Origin of the sequence: Paenarthrobacter sp. NPDC091669 (assembly GCF_044756725.1) — a bacterium.
Taxonomy (GTDB): Bacteria; Actinomycetota; Actinomycetes; order Actinomycetales; family Micrococcaceae; genus Arthrobacter; species Arthrobacter bambusae_C.
On sequence record NZ_JBIVTK010000018.1, the window covers coordinates 1 to 21529 of the forward strand.

Consider the following 21529-nt stretch of genomic DNA (forward strand, 5'->3'; position numbering starts at 1 on the left):
CGAATCAACAGAGGGTCGCAATCATGCCGGGGTCAGCAGGCCAGCACACCCATATCCTGCACCAGGAAACGGGCTACGAAAAAGGTAACGAGGGTTGGCTGGAAGCCCGCGGGAGGTGAGAGAGGGTGGAGCTAGGCGATAACCCCGTCCACCAGCGCCTTGGCCTCTTCCTGAACCTGCTTCAAGTGGTCCGCGCCCTTGAAGGACTCGGCATAGATCTTGTAGACGTCCTCGGTGCCGGAGGGGCGGGCCGCGAACCAGGCGTTCTCGGTAACAACCTTCAGGCCGCCGATCGAGGCACCGTTGCCGGGGGCTTCGGTGAGCTTGGCCGTGATCTCTTCGCCGGCAAGGGACGTGGCGGTGACGTCGGAGGCGGAGAGCTTGCCCAGCTTGGACTTCTGTTCGCGCGTGGCGGCGGCGTCGATGCGGGCATAAACGGGAGCGCCGAACTGGTCCGTCAGTCCCTTGTAGAGCTGCGAAGGAGACTGGCCAGTGACGGCCGTGATCTCGGACGCCAGGAGGGCCAGCAGAATGCCGTCCTTGTCCGTGGTCCAAACACTGCCGTCGAGCTTGTTGAAGGAAGCGCCCGCCGATTCTTCGCCACCGAAGGCACCTTCGCCGGAGAGCAAGCCGGGCACGAACCACTTGAAGCCCACGGGAACCTCAACCAGCTTGCGGCCGAGTCCACCGGCAACGCGGTCGATGATCGAGGAGGAAACCAGGGTCTTGCCCACCACGGACTCCGGGTTCCAGCCGCTGCGGTTCCGGTACAGGTAGTCAATGGCGACGGCAAGGTAGTGGTTCGGGTTCATGAGCCCGCCGTCCGGGGTCACGATGCCGTGGCGATCGGCGTCGGCGTCGTTACCTGTGGCGACGTCGTAAGCGGCGGTGCCATCTGCACCAGCGGCCATCCGCTTGATCAGGGACGCCATGGCCGACGGCGACGAGCAATCCATGCGGATCTTCTCGTCCCAGTCGAGGGTCATGAAGGCCCACTGCGGATCGACGGTGGGGTTCACGACGGTGAGGTTGAGCTGGTGGCGCTCGCCGATTTCGCCCCAGTAATCCACGGACGCCCCGCCCATGGGGTCGGCTCCGATGCGGACGCCGGCGTTGCGGATGGCGTCGAGGTTGAGCACCGAGGGGAGATCGTCCACATAGCTGCTGAGGAAGTCGAACTTGCCGGTGGTGTCAGCACTCAGGGCATCATTCAACGGGATGCGCTTGACCCCACGGAGGCCATTTTCCAGGAGCTGGTTGGCGCGGTCGGCGATCCATCCGGTGGCATCCGTGTCGGCCGGGCCGCCGTGGGGAGGGTTGTATTTGAAGCCGCCGTCGCCGGGAGGGTTGTGGCTGGGGGTGACCACGATGCCGTCGGCCTGGGGGGTGCCCGGCGCAGCTTCGCGGTTGTACTTGAGGATCGCGTGGCTCAGGGCCGGGGTGGGAGTGTAGCCGTGGCGGGCGTCCACCAGGACGGTCACACCGTTGGCGGCCAGTACTTCGAGAGCGGAGTTCTGCGCTGGCTCGCTCAGCGCGTGGGTATCGCGGCCGATGAACAGCGGGCCGGTGATGCCCTGGCGACCACGGTATTCGACGATTGCCTGCGTGATCGCAAGGATGTGAGGCTCGTTGAATGACGCCTTCAAGCTGGATCCGCGGTGTCCCGACGTTCCAAATGCCACGCGCTGCGCGGGATCGCCCAAGTCCGGAGCTACGTCGAAATACGCGTCCAGCAGGGCTGTGATGTCAACAAGGTCCTGGGGAAGGGCAACTGTGCCCGCTCGGCTAGCCATGGGGTCCAGCATGCCAGACCTTGGCGTCAGCTGACACGAAATGTCCGGGATCCGGCCCCTGTGACGCCGAAAGGCGGTGATACGTCAGGACAAAAACCGCCAAGCCAGTAAAGATTCATTCCCCGTTAAGACCGCACCCGGTGCATCCGTTCCCGCCAGGCGCGCCACTCGTTTACCCGGGGCGCACCCTTTCGCGCGCTTCGCTCCAGAGGTTACGGGTGCGATCGGGGGTAACGGTGGCGATGCCCCACCCTTACCCCCGGAAACCCACTTTCGTTCGCGGCGCACCTCTTTCCGCCCGGTGCACCCGTTCAGACCGCACCCGGGTGCACCCGTTCCCGCCTGGCGCGCCACTCGTAGCCCCGGGGCGCACCCTTTCGCGCGCTTCGCTCCAGAGGTTACGGGTGCGATCAGGGGTAACGGTGGCGAACAACCCACCCTTACCCCCGGCGGGAGCGGTCTCAAACCAGTATTAGACGGCCGTGTAACCGCCATCGACCAGCACATAGGAGCCGGTCATGAAGCTGGCCTTGTCGGAAAGGAGGAACGTGGTGACGTTCGCGATCTCATCGGCCTTACCCAGCCGACCCAGAGGGTGCTTGGCCTCAAGTCCGTTGATGACTTCCTTCGGGGCAGCGGCCAGCAGGGGAGTGTCGATGTAACCAGGGCCGATGGCGTTGACGCGGAGACCCTGCGCGCCGTATTCGGCAGCAGCGTTCTTGGTCAAGCCCACCACGGCGTGCTTTGCAGCGGTGTAGGCGGCGTTGCCGGGGGCAGCGACGGCGCCATGGATCGAGGCCATGTTCACAATGGCACCTTCGGAAGCGCCCGCGGCGAGGATGGCTGGGATCTGATAGCGCATGCCGTACAGGACGCCGCTCAAGTTGATGGCGATGACCCGGTCCCAGTCCTCAATGTCGACGTCGCCCACCGGAGCGCTGGCGCCGCCGATGCCGGCGTTGTTCACGGCGTAGTTGAGGGCGCCGTACGTTTCCACGGCGAAGTCGACGGCCTTCTTGCTGTCTTCAGCCACCGCAGTGTTGGCCTGGAACGGTACCGCAGTGCCGCCGTCGGCCGTGATCTGGTTGGCCACGCGGGTGGCAGCGTCGAGGTTGACGTCAGTGACCACTACTTTGACGCCGTTTTTGGCGAGGTCCTTGCTGATCGCTTCCCCAAGCCCTGAGCCGCCGCCGGTGACGAGCGCGGTCTTGCCTTCGAAGTTACCCATGATTCCTCCTTCGCGGGACGGATCCCGCCGATTTCTTTGGTGAGCGCTGCTTAAGTCGCTATTCGTATAAACCGAGTCTGACTCGAAAATATTCCATGCTTATGCATGAATCTTTGCTGATGGGTTGTTGTGCCCATGCCATCAATGCGCGCAACCTTATGCGGCGCCCCGGACGGCGGTAGTGTTGGGAGCAAAGACCACTTTCAGGGGGATTCCTATGTCAGATCAACCATCCAAGGGCAACGAGGACAAGCCGGCGGGCTACGAACCGCCGCAGTACGTCCCGCCGGCACAGTTCAGCGCACCCGAGTCGGGCGCGCCAGGCCAGGGCGCACCAGGTCAGGGCGCACCGCACCAGGGCGCCTCGGACCAGGGTGCATCAAGCGAGGGCGCCAACGCCACGCAACCCCTCCCGCCCTACGAGCAGAGCGCGCAGGGGGACTCCTACGCACAGGACGCCTACACGCACAATGCCCAGGGCCAGAACGACTTCTACGCCCAGCCGCAGCCGCCGGCCAGCGCGTACACGCCGGGCGACTACAGCCAGCAGCCGCCGTCGCCGTACGGCCAGCCGCCCAGCCCGTACCAGCAGCAGCAGACGTTCGGTCAGCAGCCCTATGGCCAGCAGCCTTACGGCCAGCCGCAGTCACCGTACGGCCAGCCCGCGTACTACGCCATGCAGGCCGAGCCCAAGGGCTTGAGCATTGCCAGCATGTGCTGCGGTATCGCCATCTTTGTTGGGTTCGGATTCTTCATCCTGCCGCAGATCGCCGCGGTGATCCTGGGCCACCTCGGCCTCAAGCGCGAGCCTGCGGGCAAGGGCATGGCAATCGCCGGATTGGTGATGGGATACATCGGCATTGCGCTGACGGTGATCTTCGGCATCATCTTCTTCGCTGCGATCGGCGCCTCCAGCAGCGGCCGCTACAACTACTAAATAACCGCGTACGACGGCGGCCCTTGCTTCAGGTGGGAATCCCACCCAACGCAAGGGCCGCCGTCGTCGTTTAACGTCGGTCCGTTACGGCTGTTACCGCACGCCACCCATCAGCTTCTTGATCGCGGGCGATGCCGCAGCCATGCCAACAGCCAGGACCACAGCCACGCCACCAATGCCCAGGAAGTACGGGAGCTCATCCTCGGGGTTGTACAGTCCGGCGAGGATGCCGGCCAGTGTGGTGCCGAGCGAGACGGACAGGAAGAACAGGGCCACCATCTGCGTGTGGAACGCCTGCGGGGCGAGCTTGGTGCTCACGGACAGGCCGATGGGGGAGAGGAACAGTTCCGCCAAGGTGAACATGAACAGGATGCCCACTAGTGCCAGGAGCGGGGTCTTGCCGTCGCCGGCCAGCGGGATGAACGCCAGGAATGCCAGGCCCATGATCAACAGGCCCGCGGCGAACTTCAAGGGGGAGCTCGGCTGCTTGGAGCCCAGCTTGGTCCAGAGGGCAGCCATGACGCCGGCAAAAATGATGATGAACACCGGGTTGATGGACTGGACCCAAGCCGCCGGCATTTCCCAGCCGAAAAGGTTGCGGTCCAGCTTCTCCTGCGAGTACACAGCGATGAAGGTGAACTGCTGCTGGAACAGTGCCCAGAACCCGGCCGATGCGATGAACAAGGGGATGAAGGCGATTACGCGCTTGCGCTCGACGCCGGTGACCAGCGGGCTGCGGAAGATCAGGAACAGGTAGACCACCGCGGCGCCGATTGCGGCGTAGGCCATGCTGCTGGCCAGGTTGTTGGCGTTGACGAGCCCCGTGCCGAGCAGGACGCCAATGACAACCAGGATGGCCAGGAAAATCAGGCCGTACTTGGTGCGGTCCTTGGCGGGGAGGGGGTTGGGAACACGGTGCGCTTCCTCGGGGAGCCTCTTACGGCCCAAGGAGTAGATGACCAGGCCGATCGCCATGCCCACGGCCGCGGCGCCGAAGCCGACGTGGAAGCCGTAGCTCGTCTGAAGCCAGCCGGTGACCAACGGGCCGATGAGCCCACCGATGTTGATGCCCATGTAGAAGATGGAGAAGCCGGCGTCGCGGCGCTCATCCTTCTCGCCGTAGAGGCTGCCGACCAGCGCCGTGGCGTTTGCTTTCAGGCCACCGGAGCCGATGCCCACCAGCACCAGGCCCGCGATCAAGCCCGGAATGCCGGGAAGCAGGGCCAGTGCGATGTGGCCGGCCATGATCATGATGGCTGAGCCGAAAAGGACCTTTTCGGAGCCGAAGAGACGGTCGGCGAGCCAGGCGCCGAGGATCGTCGACAGGTAAACGCCGCCACCGTACGCGCCCACCAAACCAGCGGCGAGGCCCTGGTCAATGGAGAGACCGCCCTGCTCGGCGGTGAAGTACATGTAGTAAAGCAGGATTCCCTGCATGCCGTAGAAGGAGAATCGCTCCCACATTTCCACGGAGAAGAGGCTGGCCAACATCTTTGGGTGGCCGAAGAATGACGTATCGCCCGCTGGCTTTGCGGACTCAGCCGTGGTTTGAGGTGTGCTCATTTTCTCAATGCTGGCACTGACTGCGGGCATTGTCACATCGATATATGCCCCGGGCAACCACTTTCCATATGTTAGACGCGCGGCTCAGGCAGGCTCAGACACGCCCAGCCGGCCTCAGCGGATCTCCAGGACGGCCGCGAGCTGGAGGAGCACCAGCTCAGATCCAGGCCGGCCAATAAACTGAATGCCCATCGGCAGTCCGCCCTGCGTCCTGTGTACCGGAATGCTGATCGCCGGGAGACCGCACACGTTCACCATGGAGGACCACGGCGCGTACTCGCATTGCCGCTTGTAATCCTCGTCCGCGTCACCGGCCCACTCGCTCGGCCAGAGTTCACCACTGTGACCGCCACCGGTAAACCAACCGATCGGCCGCGGCGTTTGAGCCAGCGTCGGCATGAGCATCAGGTCCCAGTCCGAGTACTGCGCGACGGTGTCGTGCTCGAACTGCCTCAGGAAACCCAGGGCCTCGTTGACCTTCAGCGTGCTCCGCTGTTGTGCCCGACGCCGGAACGTCCGGGTCAGCGGGGTCAGCAACGCCTCGCGCTGGGGTGCTATCCGGGCACTTCCGACGCCGGCCGTCCAGGCCGTGGTGAATGCTTCGGGATAGCGGTTGTCGTAGCGGATTTCGGCTTCCGTAACGCTGTGGTCCGCCTTGTCCAGCAGTCGGATCCCCAGGGAGAGTGCGTCCATCGCTTCCTGCTCGATCTGGAACGGGTAGATGCCGGCCCACGGACTATCCAGGGTCACTCCGATCCTCAGGGGCCCCGGTGCCCGCCCCACGTTGGCGAGGTATCCGCCGTCGGGCGCTTGACCGCGGGGGACCAGCGCGTCCATCAGCAGCGCCGCATCTGCAGCTGTTTTTGCCAGCGGTCCGGCAACCACCAGCTTGGCGGCGTCTCCCGCACTCGCGCCCGAGGGCACCACGCCCCGCCCAGGCTTCAGGCCGACCAGTCCGCAGGCTCCTGCCGGGATCCGGATGGAGCCCCCGCCGTCGGTCCCCGGAGCGAACGGCACCAGACCCGCGGCCACTGCAGCAGCGCTGCCACCCGACGAGCCCCCTGAGCTTCGAGCCAGGGAATGCGGATTGCGCGACGGCGGTGCAACGCGGTTTTCGCTGTAGGCCGTCAGTCCGAACTCTGGAACCTGGGTCTTGCCCAGTGAGATGACGCCGTGCGCTTTCAGGGTTGCGGCGAGGGCTCCATCCTCCAGTGCGGGCTTGTGCTCAAGGGCCGCGCTGCCGTGGGTGGTGGGAACACCGGCAACATCGGTGAGGTCCTTGAAAGCGGTCGGCATGCCATGGAGGGGAGGCAGCTCGTTGCGTCGGCCGCTGCGGACAAACTGTGCGTGGAGTTCATCCGCAGACCTGGCGTCTGTCATCGCCTGATCCGCGGTGACAGTAAGGAACGCACCCAGCTGCTTGTTCGTGGAGTCGATGGCCGCAAGGAAGTGCGAGGTGGCTTCACGGGCAGAGACTTCGCCCGAAGCCAGGGCATCGCGGAGCTCAACAGCCGTCAGTTGGGAGAGGTCCTGCAAGGAAGGATCAGCCAAGGAAACGAGACTCCAACCGTTCCTCCACGGCGACAGCATCCACGCTCTCGCCCGCTCCGGCGGTCACCCGGAAGGCGGCCTTGTTTTTCACTTCAGATACCACCTCTACAAGTTCCGTGCCCCGGTAAACCAGCCCGACGCCGTCGTCCGTGCAGTGCGTCTCGCCCAGCGTGCCGTTGGCCACCAGCTGGTGAATGGCAGGCGCGCGGCGCAGTTCTGAATCGTAGTGGACCCCGTTGCCGTAAGGGAGGAAGCCCAGGGCGTTGGTAACGGGCTTGAGTTCCGGGCCGAAGGAATCAGTCACGCCGCCTTGGTACCAACAGATGGAGCCAGCGGAGACCCCGGCCAGCACCACTCCACTCTCCCAAGCCCGCCGCAGAATTCCGTCCAGGCCATGCGCACGCCATACGGCCAGCAGGTTCACCACCGAACCGCCATTGACCCACACCACGTCCTGCTCCAGGAGATGGGCCTCCGGGTCCTCGATGTTGGGCATGGTGAAAAGGTTGAGGTGGCTGAAATCGAACCCTGCGATGCGGGCGGCTTGGTCCATTTCCGCGGCCCACCATCGCTGGTCGCCGGAGGCGGTACCGATGTGTGTGACGCGGGGCGACCGGCCGGTGACGCCGGCCAGCTCCACGGCGTAATGCATCAGGTGGTTGAACTCGACCCTGGTCCGGTCGCCGGGCTTGTAGCCTCCGGATGTCGCCAGGATGGTGGGGTGCCCAGCAGCCATGGGGTACTCCTAACGCGCGAATGGTGGGGGAGTGCTTGGGTCCCAGTCTTAGCGTCCCGACGCCGGGACGCAAGCGCCGTCCGCCTGTGAAGTTACGGTGCCACGCGGCGGGGACTAGGGTGGATCCTGGACTTAATCGATGGGAAGGGACCGCCATGAGCGACTTCGATACCGTGCCTGTGGGCGACATTCCGGCAGACGCCAGCATTCTGGACGTCCGCGAAGACTACGAGTGGGTGGCAGGCCATGCCGAAGGTGCACGCCACATCCCCATGGACCAGCTTCCGGCACGCCTGGATGAGCTTGATCCGGACGACGACCTGTTTGTCATCTGCCGCACCGGCGGCCGCTCTTTCCGCGCCGTGCAGTGGCTCGTAGGGCAGGGCTACTCTGCCGTGAACGTAGCAGGGGGCATGGATATGTGGTTCGAGACCGGCAAGCCGATGGTGTCGGACAACGGACTGAAGCCGGTTGTTCTCTAAACCGCGTATATAACCAGCAAGGAATATCTCCAGATGTCACCAGTGACGTACACGTTCCTCGGCCCCGAGGGCACCTTTACCGAGGCAGCCCTCCTGCAGGTGCCGGGTGCTGCTGACGCCACACGGATTCCCTGCACCAACGTCAACGTGGCCCTGGATCGGGTTCGTGCCGGCGAGGCTGACGCAGCCATGGTCCCCATCGAGAACTCGGTGGAAGGCGGGGTCACTGCCACCTTGGACGCGATCGCCGCAGGCCAGGAGCTCCGGATCATCCGTGAGGCCCTTGTTCCCATCACCTTCGTGCTCGTGGCGAGGCCCGGCGTCGAACTTTCCGACATCAAGCGGATCTCGACGCACGGCCACGCCTGGGCGCAGTGCCGCTTGTGGGTGGATGAACACCTTCCGAACGCCGATTACGTTCCGGGGTCGTCGACGGCGGCCTCCGCAATGGGTCTGCTGGAGGACGACGCGCCGTATGAAGCCGCCATTTGTGCCCCGTTGGTCGCTGCGGAACAACCCGGCCTGAATGTTCTGGCGGAGGACATCGGCGACAACCCGGAGGCGGTCACGCGGTTCATCCTGGTGAGTCGGCCCGGTGTCCTTCCGGACCGAACCGGAGCTGACAAGACCACCGTTGTTGTCCCGCTGCCCGAGGACCACCCCGGGGCCCTCATGGAGATCCTGGACCAGTTCGCCTCCCGCGGAGTGAACCTCAGCCGCATCGAATCCCGCCCCACCGGACAGTACCTGGGCCACTACTTCTTCAGCATCGACGCCGACGGTCACGCCACGGATTCACGGGTAGGCGACGCTTTGGCCGGCCTTCACCGCATCAGCCCGGCCACGCGGTTCCTGGGCTCCTATGCCCGCGCCGACAAACAGCCAGCGGTGGTGGCCCCGCATACTTCCGACGCCGCCTTTGCCTCGGCGCACGCGTGGGTTGATTCGATAATCAAGGGCTCCTAGGCGCTGTCCACAGCGTGGAATGCCCGCCCTTTCGCAGTCATGCTTCTGTGCGTATGCTTGCCTGATCCATCAACCGATGGCTGAATGCCAAATGAAGGGAGCGGTCATGACTGTCCACAGCGATGACAAAGACGGCCAGGGCATGATCGTCAATCCCAAGCCCTCAAGTGAAAACAAGGATGACTGGGACGGGGACGACGCCGACCGTGCGGATCGCCTGCGCTTCGAAGAGGAGCAGGCCATGATCAAGGAGCAGTCCGAGGCCCGTGCCGCAGCCAAGGCAGCGGCTGAAGAAGCCGGGAAGAATGCAGCACAACCCGAAAAGGGCGCTGTTTAGACGGTCTTGGCTTTGGGCACGCGCACCAGCAGGGACCCTGGCGCCACCTGGACGGTGACCGTAGTAGCCTCACCCGAGGGGTCGCCGTCCAGTTGTGTTGCCATGGGTTCCTGGCTGCGGATGACCACCTTGCCGGAGCGGTAAAAGCTCATCATCGGCAGGTTCGCGTTGTGCTTGAACAGGACCTTCGTGTACATGGCGAGCCAGCCGAATGCGCTGCGGGGACTCATGACCACGATGTCCAGCATGCCGTCGTCCACCATGGCCTGGGGGATGAAGTCGATGCCGCCGGGGATCAAACCACAGTTGGCAAACAGTACGCTGCGGATCTTCCGGGCCTGCTCGGGCTGGTCATCCATGGTGATGGTGACGCGCTTGCGGCGGCCGGGAAGGTGGCGGACGCCGGCTTCGGTATAGGCCAGCCAACCGACGCTTTTCTTGAGCTTGTCCCTGGTATCGCCAACAACTTCGGCGTCCAGGCCCATGCCGGCGATGACCAGGAACGTGTGCTCGGCGGACTCGCCGGTGATGTCGTTGTCCACGCCCATGGTGGCGGTATCGATGTAGCGCTGGTGGCCGAACAGCGCCACCTGGATGCAGTCCTCGAGGTCCGTGACGTCCAAATCAACGTTGCGCGCCAGCAAGTTACCGGTGCCCAGCGGGATGAGGCCCATGGCAACGTTCTTGTGCGCCAGGGACTCAGCCACCACGCGCACTGTACCGTCGCCGCCGCACGCCAGAACGACGTCGGCCCCGTACGCCAGAGCCTCCCGGGACTGGCCGTAGCCGGGATCCTCCACGGTGGTTTCGTAGAATTTGGGGGCGTCCCATCCCGCGAGGTCGCAGGCGTCGATGATGGCCTGCCGGGCCGCATCCGCGTTGTTCTTGACGGGATTGAGGATGACAGCCACCCGCTGGTCCCCGGCGTCGGGCTTGTGCGTATCCTCCCGAACAGCGCTTCTGATGTGCCGGGCCCTCAACCGGCGCACACCCCACCAACTGGAGACGGCAAAGGCCACGCCCCCAGCGAGAATCACGTACAGGATCCAGTCGCTCATGGTGCTCCAACACTATCCTCCTGGGCAGGTCCCTCTGTGCCGCGTCTCCGGGACGGGGGGCCTTTGCCCGCTGCGGGCCGGAAATCCGCGGCGGATTCGATACTCTTGTCTGGTGATCGACGTAAAAGACCTCAGCGAAAATCCGGACAAGTTCCGTGCCAGCCAGCGCGCCCGTGGCGCCGACGAGTCCGTTGTGGACGCGATCATCTCCGCTGACTCCGATCGCCGTGCCGCGCTGATCCGCCACGAAACGCTCCGCGCAGAGCAAAACGCTTTCGGCAAGAAGGTGGCGCAGGCCAAAGGCGAGGAAAAGCAGGCGCTTCTTGCCGAGGTCAAGGAACTGGCCAACTCGGTCAAAGCCGCTGCCGCTGAAGCCTCAGCCGCCCAGGCAAAGCAGGAAGAACTGCTCCGGGTCATCCCCAACCTGGTGGTGGACGGTGTCCCCGAGGGTGGCGAGGATGACTACGTTGTGGTCAAGACCGTCGGTACTCCGCGTGAATTCAAGGACTTCGAGCCCAAGGACCACCTGGAAATCGGTGAACTGATTGGTGCGATCGACATGGAACGCGGTGCCAAGGTTTCCGGCTCGCGTTTCTACTTCCTCCGCGGCGTTGGCGCCCGGCTGGAAATGGCCTTGCTGCAGATGGCCATGGAGCAGGCCATCGACGCCGGCTTCGTCCCCATGATCACCCCCACTTTGGTGCGTCCCGAGACCATGCAGGGTACCGGTTTTGATGTCAAGCACGACGCCGAGATCTACCGTCTCGCCGAAGACGACCTTTACCTTGTGGGAACCTCGGAGGTGGCCCTCGCCGGCTACCACGCAGACGAGATCCTGGACCTCTCGGCGGGCCCCATCCGCTACGCGGGCCAGAGCTCCTGCTACCGCCGTGAGGCCGGTTCGCACGGCAAGGACACCCGCGGCATTATCCGCGTGCACCAGTTCAACAAGGTGGAGATGTTCATCTACACCACGGTTGAGGAAGCTGCTGCCGAACACGAGCGCCTGCTCGCATGGGAAGAGGAAATGCTGGCCAAGTGCGAGCTTCCCTACCGTGTGATCGACACTGCCGCCGGCGACCTCGGCATGTCCGCGGCCCGCAAGTTCGACTGTGAAGCGTGGGTTCCCACCCAGAGCGCCTACCGCGAGCTCACCTCGACGTCCAACTGCACCACGTTCCAGGCGCGCCGCCTCAACATCCGCGAACGCGTGATCAATGACGAAGGTGTTGCCAAGGGAACCCGCGCCGTGGCCACGCTGAACGGCACGCTGGCCACCACGCGCTGGATCGTTGCCATCCTTGAGCACCACCAGAACCCGGACGGCTCCGTCAACGTTCCCAAGGCACTGCAGAAGTACCTTGGCGGGCTTGAGGTTCTGCCGGTTCTTTAGTTTCCACTGATCCCGTCCTTGTTCGCTCCGCCGGCCGTTGTACGGCTCGCGTGGCGGACTAGGGCGGGATTTTCTGTTGCCACTTGTCCTCCACATCCTTGGTTGTGCACATAGCGGTATTCTGCAGCTGAATGACGGCCTGCGCCGGGGCAAGGTGGAGTGATGGACGTACCACCTGGCCTCATTGAAACCCCGGCGATTCTCCGCTCTCGGGGGCGGACGGATGCAATACACAGCAGCTTCATGGCGGGCACACTGGTGAGAATTCGCCGCGGCTACTACGTAGAGACATCCCGATGGTTGGCGGCTCAGCCGTGGATTCGCTTCGCTTGGACGGTTGCCGCAGCTGCCAGATCCATTCCAGGCCTTGTCCTTTGCCGGGAAACTGCTGCCTTCGCCATGGGGATACCGATCCTGCGGACCCCGTCCTATGTGGAATGTGTTGCTCCGAATCCAAGCCGCGCGGGACGACGCAGGCCCACGTTGTCCATGGTGAGTGCGGGCAATGACAGTCAGCAGGTCCTTAGGGATCGAGGCTTCCCCTTGCGATACCACGTGAATCCTGAGGTTGCCCCCGAAAGGGTCGGAGAATTCATGGGCACGGGACTCTTGAATACAGCCCTGGACGTAGCGTTCTCTTCGACGCTTAGCCAGTCCCTGGTGGTGGCAGACGGAGTAGCCCGGAAGCTCTGGAAGATGGGAAGGATGGCGCAGGAGTCCAACCTTCTGGATGTGGACCGGGTTGCTGCGGCCATCCAAGCTCACCCGCATGCTTCCGCCCGGCGTCGTGCGGAGTTGGCGTTGTCACTGGCGTCTCCTTTGACTGAATCTCCTGGAGAGTCGTTCAGCCGGGCAGCGTTTCAGTTTCTTGGCATCGAACAGCCGGAGCTACAGCACGATTTCAGCGATATAGACGGGTTCATTGGCCGAAGTGATTTTTGGTGGCGCGGAATGGACGGGCGGAAGGGTGTTGTGGGGGAGTTCGACGGAAAGGCGAAATACACCACTCCGGAACTACGCAACGGCGCCACGATTGAGGAAGCGGTGTACAACGAGAAGCTGCGGGAAGATCGGATTCGTGCTTTGGGCTTCGGATTCGCACGCTGGGGATGGGCAGACGTGGAGAACCCGGAGAGGCTACGCCGGAAGCTGATCGGTGCCGGACTGCTCCCGGGCGTCCGGACAGGACTGCTGTCGGCGGGCCGTGGATAACGCTCAAACCCTCATTCGTTCGTCACGCTCCATGTTGTGCGGCGGGGGATTCGAACCAGGGCGGGAATCTATGCGGGCTTGTGTGCAATCACGATCAGTTCGCCATTCCCACTTCCCACGTCCTCGCCGGCCCAGCCGCCGAACATGCGGTCCACCGCGAAGCCAGCCGAGCTCAGATCGTGGCGGAGCTGATCTTCCGTGCGGAACGCCAGGACCGAGGTCTCCGTGTCCTCGGTGCTCCCGTTCACCATGCGGTGCTCGGTAAGGGTAACGAGCCCATCTTTTTCTGCGGCGCTTTCGATCCAGGCTTCCACCCGGGAGCCATCAGGAAGAGTGTGTACGCGGCGCGTCGTGGCCGGAGTCCAGTCTTCCCACGCGCGCGCCGCAATGTCACGGGAATCGAAGGCCAACCTGCCTCCGGGGACGAGCGCACTGTGGACGTCGGCAAGCGTTCGGGACCAGTCGCCGTCGTCGTTAATCGCCTGGGCCACGTGCGCTGTCATGATTGCCACATCAAAAGTGGCCTCTTGGGGGATCGCCGCCGACGTACCGTCAATCCACGTGACGGCTTCTGCCCCGCGCTTCCTTTGGGCGGCCGCAAGGGAGTCAGGGTTGGGGTCGATGCCAACAACGGAGTGGCCTGCCGCGGCAACCGCCAGGGTGATCCGGCCGGTGCCGCAGCCCAGATCCAGCACCCGGCTGTTCGGCCGCTCATTCACGAAAGCCAGGAAAAAGTCGTCATCCTCGGCCCATTGATTCCCGGCGTCGTAGAGGGCTGATAGCTGAGCTCCGGTCATTCCTGAAGGCATCCGACTACCCTAGCCCGCGCCCCTTAAACTCGCTGCTGTTCGGCACGCTCGGCGTCGTGCGGCGGGGATTTCGAACAAGAGCGGGAAAGGGCACAAAAAAGGAAGGGAATAATCCCTTCCATACTCAATTTATAACGCACCCCGGGGCTTGCGGCAAGGCCCCCCACGTGCCGAACAATTGGTCCACGAACCCCATCGCCCAAAGAAAAGGGAGTCGTGCCGTGCCCGAAACCAGCCCCTTGAAAACCAGTGCCTTTGCCCTGCCTGCGCACCTCTCCCGCAAGGCCGATTCGAAGCTGATCAGCACCGACGAGCAGCAATTCGAAGCCATTGCAACGAGCCTGTCCGAATCTACGGAGGAGTTGTCCAGCCGCCTCGAAGCCGTACGTAAACAGCCTGGCCGCCGGGGCCAGGCCGCCTTGGACCGGGACCAGGAAATTCATCGGATCACGGCGCGGCTGCGGGCCCTGCGCCGGTTCGGCCTGGATCTTTGCCTGGGCCGTATGGTCACCGCTGACAGCCCGGAGCCCATCTACGTAGGTCGGCTGGGACTCAATGACACCGAGGGCCGCCGACTCCTGATCGATTGGCGGTCGCCGGCAGCAGAACCCTTCTTCGGAGCGACCCACGCCCACCCGATGGGCTTGGTAAGCCGCCGCCGCTACCGCTGGACCAGGGGACGAATCAGCGACTACTGGGACGAAGTGTTCACGGCGGATGGCTTGGAAGGCAATGCTGCCTTGGATGACCAGTCCGCTTTCATCGCCAGTTTGGGCAGCAGCCGCACGGCTCGAATGCGGGACGTGCTGGGGACGATGCAAGCTGACCAGGACCAGATCATCCGCGCCGGCTCCCGCGGTGCCTTGGTGGTGGACGGCGGCCCTGGTACAGGTAAGACGGTGGTCGCCCTGCACCGCGCGGCATACCTGCTCTATTCGGATCCCCGCCTGAGTCACCGCGGTAACCATCGAAGGAGCGATGTCCTGTTCGTCGGCCCGCACCAGCCCTACCTCGCCTACGTTGCGGACGTTCTTCCCAGCTTGGGCGAAGAGGGAGTGCAGACCTGCACGCTGAGGGACCTGGTCCCGGAAGGTGCCACGGCCGTCGTCGAAAGTAATCCCGACGTTGCCCGGCTCAAATCGTCCGTGGAGATGGTGAAAGCCATTGAGGCCGCTGTGAGGTTTTACGAGGAACCGCCGTCCGCGGGCATGGAGGTTGAGACGCCGTACGCCGACGTCTGGCTCAGCAGTGAAGACTGGGCCGAGGCCTTTGATGCCCCAGAGCCCGGCACCCCGCACAACGAAGCACGCGACGACGTGTGGGACGCGCTGCTGGAAATCCTCATGGACAAGCTGGCCGGGCACGACGTTCCCGCGAGCTTGGTCCGCAGGGTCTTCGCCCACCATGAGGAGCTGCGGGCAGCATTTGCCAAGGCATGGCCCCTCCTCGATTACGGGGCGCTGGTGGCCGACCTCTGGCGCGTACCTGCCTATCTGCAGCTGTGTGCACCATGGTTGCAGCCCGATGAAAGGGCGATACTGCGGCGTCAAGACCGGGAGGAATGGACGACGGCGGATCTGCCGCTTTTGGACGCAGCCCGCCAACGCCTGGGCGACCCTGAAGCCTCCCACCGCAGGCGAAAGCAGGAGGCCGCGCTGGCCGCCGAACGGGAGCTGATGGACCGGGTGGTTGATGACCTGATTGCAGCTGACGACTCAGAAAACCTGGAGATGTACATGTTGCGGGGCGATGACATGCGGGACAAGCTGGTGGGCGGTGATGCGGTACCCGCGGCTGATCCCGATGTCCTGGCAGGACCGTTCGCGCACATCGTGGTGGACGAGGCGCAGGAGTTGACCGACGCTGAGTGGCGCATGCTGCTTCTGCGCTGCCCTTCGCGGAGTTTTACCGTGGTGGGGGACCGCGCCCAAGCCAGGCACGGGTTCACTGGGACCTGGGAGGAACGCCTGGAGCGTGTGGGCCTGGGTGCCGTTACCGTGGCCAGCCTCAGCATCAACTACCGCACGCCGGAAGAAGTCATGGCGGAAGCTGCGCCGGTCATCAGGGCCGCCCTCCCGGACGCCAACGTGCCTGTTTCCGTCCGCAGCACTGGCATCCCTGTGCGCCACGGAAAGGTGCGCGAACTCCAGTCCGTCCTGGATGCGTGGCTCGCTGAAAACCCGGAGGGCACGGCCGCCGTCATCGGCCTGCCCGATGGGACAGCAGTGAACCAGGCCTTGGATGGCGTCAGCCGGCTTACTCCTGGGTTGTCCAAGGGCCTGGAGTTCGACCTCGTGGTCATCATCGATCCGGAGGACTTCGGGAAAGGTGCAGAAGGTGAGGGCATTGAAGGCGCCGTGGACCGGTACGTGGCCATGACGCGGGCCACCCGGCAACTCGTGATCCTGGGGAGTGACGGGCAACCACCCGAATGATTCATCGTCCGTTAATCCACAGCTGTGGCGCCGGTCCTAGTTCAGTGTCGGAGGTGTCTGCTCTACTGTAAGCATGACTATTTTGACTGATACTCCAGTTGCTGGCATCGATGACCAGCCAAATAACAACAACAACCTCATGATCGCTTTGGACGTTGACGGAACCCTGGTTGACCACGACGGCCACATGTCACCGGGTGTTCGCTCTGCCGCCCAGGCAGTAGTTGCCAGCGGCCACGACGTCATGATCGCCACGGGCCGCTCACTCAACGCAACGCTGCCCATTAGTGAACAGATCGGCCTTGAACGGGGTTACGCAGTGTGCTGCAACGGCGGCGTGACACTTCGACTGGATCCCTCGCTGGACAAGGGTTATGAGATCATCCACAAGGCCACCTTCGATCCTGCTCCGGCTCTGAGGGCACTGCGGGAACGCCTTCCCAACGCCAAGTACGCGCTGGAGGACGAGGACGGCAACTTCCTCTCCACCGAGCGATTCCAGGATGCCAGCTTCGGTGTGGAGTCCATCGGTGTGGATTTCCAGACCATGTTGGATGCCACCGCGGTCCGTGTGGTGGTCTTCAGCAGCGAGAACACCTCGGATGAATTCAACGAGGCCATCAAGCACATCGGCCTGTCCGGCGTGACCTACTCGGTGGGCTGGACCGCCTGGCTGGACATCGCCGCCGAGGGCGTCACCAAGGCAAGCGCCTTGGAAGCCCTGCGCCAGAGGCTCGGCACGGACAGGGCCAACACGGTGGCCGTCGGTGATGGCCGCAACGACATCGAGATGCTCACCTGGGCAGGCCGCGGCATTGCCATGGGCCAGGCCCCTGACGAGGTCCTCGCCGTTGCGGATGAGGTCACCGCGTCAGTGCTCGACGACGGCGCGGCGCAGGTTTTGCGCGGCCTCCTGTAACTGCGCATTAACGGGCGGCGGGGTACCTAGACTGGGGCTGTGTTCTACGAAGAGTGCCCCGCGCCGCCCGGACTGCAGCCGTTCGTTACCCAGCTGTGGTTTGTCCGTGCCCAGCCACAAGCCCGTTACGAGAAGATCCTCCCCGGACCTTCGGCGCACCTGATTCTGAATCTGTCTGACCCATACCGGCTGATCACCCCGGCTGAGGGCGGAACAGCCTCAACCCTGCCGGAGGCCGGTGCAACTGAAGTTTCCACGGGCTTCTACGCGGGCCTGCAACGCAGTTATGTCATCAGTGAAAACCCGGATCGGCTCTTCAACGTTGGTGCCCGCCTGACTCCCTATGGCCTGGCAGCGTTCACCCACCGGCCGCCGTCGGAATTCCAGAACCGGGTGGTGGATGCTGAAAGCATCTTTCCCGGCTTTTCCGAGCTCCGCTCTCAACTGACCACCGCAGAGCCTGAACAGGCGTTCACAACACTGGCAACTTTTCTGGAAGCGCAGCTCAGGCCGGGGTACACGGCCGACCCCCGGACGCTGAACGCCGTGGAAACCCTGGCCAAGGGGGACGTTGAAATCAGCGTGGTGGCTGCGGGATTGGGAATCAGTGCGTCCACGCTGGAGCGCATCATGATGAGGGACTGTGGGACCACAGCCAAGGCTTATTCGGACGTGTGCCGGTTCAACAGGCTCGTGAACCAGGCGGCGGCCCTGCCCATGGGCTCCATTCCGGGCCGGGAACTCCTTCACTTGGCGGATTACTACGACCAGCCCCATCTGATCCGGTCTTTCCGGCGCTTCAGTGGTTTCACTCCCACCGAGTACCTTCAGGTGGTGCAGAACTATGGCGCGGAATATGCCACGTTTGTCCCGCTCGAGGAAGTCGCCGGGTAGCCTGCGGGTTTTTTACAAGACCACGAGCTTGACCGGGCGTACTGTCCCTTCAGGAACTCACGTTGGAGAGGACACTGATGGACGTTCAGATCAATTGGCTCGCGGTGTTGTTGGCTGCGTTGGCCACGTTCGTCGTGGGTGGGCTCTGGTACTCGCTGCTGTTTGCCAAACCGTGGCAGAAGGCGGCCGGGGTGAGCGATGAACAGTTGAAGTCCGGAACGGCCCGCGTCTTTGTGGGCTCGTTCCTTCTGGCAGCTGTGATGGCCGTTTTCCTGGCAGCGTTCATTGGCCGGGGCGGGTTCGCGTTCGGGACCTTTGCGGGGTTGGCCGCGGGCTTGGGATGGGTAGCGACAGCGCTGGGCGTGAACTACCTGTTCGAGCGCCGTAGCCTCACACTTTTCGCCATCAACGGCAGCTACAACGTGGTGGTTTTCACGGTGATGGGCGCCATCATCGGAGCCATGCAGGGCTAGCGCCTGGCAGCAACAAGACCTATTTGAAGACCGTCTGGACCGGACCTCCTCCGGCGGACTCAACAATGGCCTGCGCAACCACCCGCAACTTGACGTTCCGGTTGCTGGAGGCCTTTTTGATGAGTTCAATGGCATCCTCCTGGGTACAGCGGTTTTGGGCGATGATGATGCCGGTGGCAATGTCGATCACCGTCCGCGATTCCATGGCCGCCCTCAGGTTGGCGGCGGTTTGGCTGTGCTGGGCAATCAACACGGCCAGCTGGAGACCCTTCGACGCCTGCTCAACGTAGTCGTTGGCGCGTTGTACGGCCGCTTGGTCGAAGGCGTTGGGGCGGTCGGAATACAAGTTGAGGCCTGCCCGGGAAGTGGCATCCGGAAGCGGGAATGGGACTGCCAGTACGGAGCGAAGCCCATGGCCGGTGATGGCCTCGTTGTAGTCGGGCCAGGTGTTGTCTTTCTCGAAGTCAGGCACGTGCACCTGGGTGCCTTCGCGGCAGGCGCGGAGGCAGGGCCCGTCGGCAAACGCGTACTGGACCTCGTCCAGTTGCCTTGCGCGTTCGCTGCTGCTGGCCACGGTGCCGGCTGTTCGATGACGCATGAGGGTGATGCCGCAGTAGACCTCGTGGTCGGGATTGCTGAACATACTGGCCGAGTGCCGGGCCAATTCCTCAAGGAATGCCTCGACGTCAGGCGTGCTCAGCAGCAAGTCCTGGATATCGGCCAGCACCGTTGCCTCGGCGAGTTGGGGGTCTTCCATGTGGATCTCCGATCCGTGGAGGTGGCTACCTTTCGAGACTAACTCCCGGCACCCGTTGAAAGCTAATAGTAAGTGTGCTTCTCTTTTTAAGGAGTCTTGCCGTGGGCTCACTTTCAGCCGGTCAGAGGATTGAAGCCCCATGGGACAGACCCAACTACTTGGCCTCCACAACAGGACAACTGCAGGAAAGCCTGAAGGCAGCATCCGCCAGAGTTTTCAGGACAGCTTGGTCCTGGACCACCTCAATCTGGCCAAGTCCATCGCTGCCAGATACTCAGCGCACACCCACGACCTCGACGACGTCAGGCAGGTCGCGTACATGGGCCTCATCAAAGCCGCACGCGGTTACGACGAGTCCAAGGGCGTCAGTTTCCCCGCCTACGCCGCACCTACCATCGCCGGGGAGGTCAAACGATATCTCCGCGACCATTGCTGGGTTGTCCGTCCGCCGCGGACCATCCAGGATGTCCGGCGCCAGGTGCTGGCGCGGACGGAGGAATTGACCCAAGCCCTGCAGCGGACGCCTTCCCCGGAGGAAGTGGCCGAAGACCTGCACCTGGAGCCGTGCCAGGTACGCGAGGCGCTCATGGCCGGAACCAGCAAGCGCCCGGATTCCCTGGACGCCCCGGCATCCGATGGCCGGGATGGCCTGCAGGGCACCCTTTCCGCCTTCGGCTGCCCGACTGACAGGCTCGAGGACGTGCTGGCTTTGCGCAACGTCATCCGGGAACTGAGCCCGGAGGACCGCCACCTGCTGTACAGGCGCTACTACCGCGAGGAAACGCAGTCCACCATCGCCGAAGCCCTGGGGATGTCGCAAATGCAGGTATCGCGCAAGCTCTCCAAGATCCTGGTGTCCCTCCAAACCCAACTCCTGGACAAAGAGGCCCACCTGCAGGACGGGACGGCTCCCTGACACGACGGCAGCCAAGGGCCGCTAGCAGCCCAGCCGCTCCACGGCGTCAACAACGTCGCCGACGCTGACGGCCAAAAGTGCCGGATCAGGATCGGCGGAGAACACGTCACCGCGGCGGAGTTCGACGGCGGTAAGCACCACGTGCGGCCCCGGCGGCGGACCCCACTCTTCGGCGGGCGCCGGTCCGAACAGCACCACGGAAGGACGTCCGTAGGCGGATGCGAGGTGTGCCGCGCCGGTGTCGGCCGAAACTACCAACCGGGCCCCGGCAATGGTGGCCGCAAATTCGGCGAGGCCCTGCCGCCCGGCCAGCAAGCCGTCGTCGAGGTTTGCTCCTTTGAGCTTGGCCAATGCGGCAGTCTCCTCTGCCCGGACGCGCTCGGAGGTGCCGCCCGTGAGGACAACCTGGTGCCCCGCCGCGGCGAGGTGGACGGCAACGTCCGCGAACCGCTCCACCGGCCACAAGCGGCTGCCATAGGCCGCGCCCACGTGGATTACGGTGGCACCGGGACGCGGCGAGGGAACAGCTGGACGGTTCAGCCGGTAGTCCAGAGGATCGGCGTCGATGCCGTGCCAGCCCAGCAGCCGGGTCCAGCGCTCGCGTTCGGGGATCCCGGTGATCCATGCGGGTCCGTCGATCCCCGGTGACTCATGGGCAATCACCCTGTTGGCCTGCAACTCCTCGATCCGGAGCCGGCTCTCAGGACCATTTCCGTGCAGGTTGATTGCGATGTCCACGGTTCCGCGGGGGACAGCCAGGGGGTCATCGAGCCCCGGCGTCGGCAGATGGTGGATGCCGCCCACCAGCTCCACGGCTTCGGCGATCCAGGCGGGCGCGGCGTACAGGATCCGGTGCCCGGGAAAGGCCCTGTGCAGGCCACGGAGGGCCGGAACTGCGACCAGGAGGTCGCCGAGTTTCAAAGCCCGCAGGGCAAGCAGCACGGGTTGATCTTTGCTCAAGTTACTGTCCGAAGCTGTGGTCATGGTGGCCTCCCGCTAGGAGTCTAACGGCATCAAACTTCTCGCCGCCGCACTGTTTAGCGTCCGGAGAACCGGGGAACGTTGCGGGT

General features: G+C 63.9%; 20 protein-coding genes. 11 read left to right on the top strand and 9 right to left on the bottom strand.

Annotation, left to right across the window (positions count from 1 at the left end):
- Window positions 1-131 precede the first annotated feature (131 nt).
- A complete protein-coding gene (gene pgm, locus ACIQLI_RS21710) occupies window positions 132-1793 on the bottom strand; it encodes a phosphoglucomutase (alpha-D-glucose-1,6-bisphosphate-dependent) (RefSeq protein ID WP_400392333.1) in 1662 nt (553 codons plus the stop codon).
- A gap of 472 nt (window positions 1794-2265) precedes the next feature.
- The gene (locus ACIQLI_RS21715; RefSeq protein WP_207595695.1) at window positions 2266-3021 is read right to left on the bottom strand and encodes an SDR family NAD(P)-dependent oxidoreductase; all 756 of its coding nucleotides are present in this window, start codon (window positions 3019-3021) and stop codon (window positions 2266-2268) included.
- A gap of 217 nt (window positions 3022-3238) precedes the next feature.
- Here ACIQLI_RS21715 and ACIQLI_RS21720 point away from each other — a divergent pair, with 217 nt between their 5' ends.
- A complete protein-coding gene (locus tag ACIQLI_RS21720; protein WP_400392337.1) occupies window positions 3239-3958 on the top strand; it encodes a DUF4190 domain-containing protein in 720 nt (239 codons plus the stop codon).
- Between the two features lie 93 nt (window positions 3959-4051).
- Here ACIQLI_RS21720 and ACIQLI_RS21725 read toward each other — a convergent pair whose 3' ends face one another.
- From ACIQLI_RS21725 to ACIQLI_RS21735, 3 genes are all read right to left on the bottom strand, one after another.
- Window positions 4052-5551 (bottom strand): peptide MFS transporter, encoded by a 1500-nt coding sequence (locus ACIQLI_RS21725; RefSeq protein WP_400392340.1) that lies wholly within the window; start codon window positions 5549-5551, stop codon window positions 4052-4054.
- Between the two features lie 84 nt (window positions 5552-5635).
- Entirely contained in the window at window positions 5636-7072 is a 1437-nt protein-coding gene (locus ACIQLI_RS21730; protein WP_400392342.1) for an amidase, read from the bottom strand.
- Window positions 7065-7808, bottom strand: coding sequence for a Type 1 glutamine amidotransferase-like domain-containing protein (locus tag ACIQLI_RS21735; protein WP_400392344.1), 744 nt, complete (start codon window positions 7806-7808; stop codon window positions 7065-7067). The genes ACIQLI_RS21730 and ACIQLI_RS21735 overlap by 8 nt, the downstream gene beginning before the upstream one ends.
- Before the next feature lie 155 nt (window positions 7809-7963).
- Here ACIQLI_RS21735 and ACIQLI_RS21740 point away from each other — a divergent pair, with 155 nt between their 5' ends.
- From ACIQLI_RS21740 to ACIQLI_RS21750, 3 genes are all read left to right on the top strand, one after another.
- Window positions 7964-8290: a rhodanese-like domain-containing protein gene (locus ACIQLI_RS21740; RefSeq protein ID WP_024818941.1), complete on the top strand. Its 327-nt coding sequence runs from the start codon at window positions 7964-7966 to the stop codon at window positions 8288-8290.
- Between the two features lie 33 nt (window positions 8291-8323).
- The gene (gene pheA, locus ACIQLI_RS21745) at window positions 8324-9256 is read left to right on the top strand and encodes a prephenate dehydratase (protein ID WP_400392347.1); all 933 of its coding nucleotides are present in this window, start codon (window positions 8324-8326) and stop codon (window positions 9254-9256) included.
- A gap of 106 nt (window positions 9257-9362) precedes the next feature.
- Entirely contained in the window at window positions 9363-9593 is a 231-nt protein-coding gene (locus ACIQLI_RS21750; protein ID WP_280625687.1) for a hypothetical protein, read from the top strand.
- Here the strand turns inward: ACIQLI_RS21750 and ACIQLI_RS21755 are convergent.
- Window positions 9590-10651 carry a diacylglycerol kinase family protein gene (locus ACIQLI_RS21755; protein WP_354232924.1) on the bottom strand — a complete coding sequence of 354 codons (1062 nt, stop codon included), beginning with the start codon at window positions 10649-10651 and terminating at the stop codon, window positions 9590-9592. The genes ACIQLI_RS21750 and ACIQLI_RS21755 overlap by 4 nt on opposite strands.
- Before the next feature lie 112 nt (window positions 10652-10763).
- On the opposite strand from ACIQLI_RS21755, the gene serS reads away from it, so the two are divergent.
- Both serS and ACIQLI_RS21765 read left to right on the top strand, forming a co-directional pair.
- A complete protein-coding gene (gene serS, locus ACIQLI_RS21760; RefSeq protein ID WP_400392351.1) occupies window positions 10764-12044 on the top strand; it encodes a serine--tRNA ligase in 1281 nt (426 codons plus the stop codon).
- 162 nt (window positions 12045-12206) lie between these two features.
- Window positions 12207-13256 (top strand): hypothetical protein, encoded by a 1050-nt coding sequence (locus ACIQLI_RS21765; protein WP_400392354.1) that lies wholly within the window; start codon window positions 12207-12209, stop codon window positions 13254-13256.
- Between the two features lie 68 nt (window positions 13257-13324).
- On the opposite strand, the gene ACIQLI_RS21770 is transcribed toward ACIQLI_RS21765, so the two are convergent.
- Window positions 13325-14065 carry a class I SAM-dependent methyltransferase gene (locus ACIQLI_RS21770; RefSeq protein ID WP_400392357.1) on the bottom strand — a complete coding sequence of 247 codons (741 nt, stop codon included), beginning with the start codon at window positions 14063-14065 and terminating at the stop codon, window positions 13325-13327.
- 221 nt (window positions 14066-14286) lie between these two features.
- Between ACIQLI_RS21770 and helR the strand changes: the two genes are divergently transcribed.
- The 4 genes from helR to ACIQLI_RS21790 all read left to right on the top strand — a co-directional run bounded on the left by helR (window position 14287) and on the right by ACIQLI_RS21790 (window position 18786).
- Complete coding sequence (gene helR, locus ACIQLI_RS21775) at window positions 14287-16500, top strand: RNA polymerase recycling motor ATPase HelR (RefSeq protein ID WP_400392360.1); 2214 nt, start codon at window positions 14287-14289, stop codon at window positions 16498-16500.
- Window positions 16501-16573: 73 nt separating this feature from the next.
- A complete protein-coding gene (locus ACIQLI_RS21780; RefSeq protein ID WP_400392363.1) occupies window positions 16574-17419 on the top strand; it encodes an HAD family hydrolase in 846 nt (281 codons plus the stop codon).
- Between the two features lie 39 nt (window positions 17420-17458).
- Window positions 17459-18313: a DUF6597 domain-containing transcriptional factor gene (locus tag ACIQLI_RS21785; RefSeq protein WP_400392366.1), complete on the top strand. Its 855-nt coding sequence runs from the start codon at window positions 17459-17461 to the stop codon at window positions 18311-18313.
- A 77-nt stretch (window positions 18314-18390) separates the two neighbouring features.
- The gene (locus ACIQLI_RS21790) at window positions 18391-18786 is read left to right on the top strand and encodes a DUF1761 domain-containing protein (protein ID WP_354232917.1); all 396 of its coding nucleotides are present in this window, start codon (window positions 18391-18393) and stop codon (window positions 18784-18786) included.
- 19 nt (window positions 18787-18805) lie between these two features.
- Here the strand turns inward: ACIQLI_RS21790 and ACIQLI_RS21795 are convergent, their stop codons facing one another.
- Window positions 18806-19543, bottom strand: a complete 738-nt coding sequence (locus ACIQLI_RS21795) for a GAF and ANTAR domain-containing protein (protein ID WP_354232916.1) — start codon at window positions 19541-19543, stop codon at window positions 18806-18808.
- A gap of 139 nt (window positions 19544-19682) precedes the next feature.
- Here ACIQLI_RS21795 and ACIQLI_RS21800 point away from each other — a divergent pair, with 139 nt between their 5' ends.
- Complete coding sequence (locus ACIQLI_RS21800; RefSeq protein ID WP_400392370.1) at window positions 19683-20459, top strand: sigma-70 family RNA polymerase sigma factor; 777 nt, start codon at window positions 19683-19685, stop codon at window positions 20457-20459.
- 21 nt (window positions 20460-20480) lie between these two features.
- Here the strand turns inward: ACIQLI_RS21800 and ACIQLI_RS21805 are convergent, their stop codons facing one another.
- Complete coding sequence (locus ACIQLI_RS21805) at window positions 20481-21443, bottom strand: glycosyltransferase family 9 protein (RefSeq protein ID WP_400392373.1); 963 nt, start codon at window positions 21441-21443, stop codon at window positions 20481-20483.
- Window positions 21444-21529: the final 86 nt, after the last annotated feature.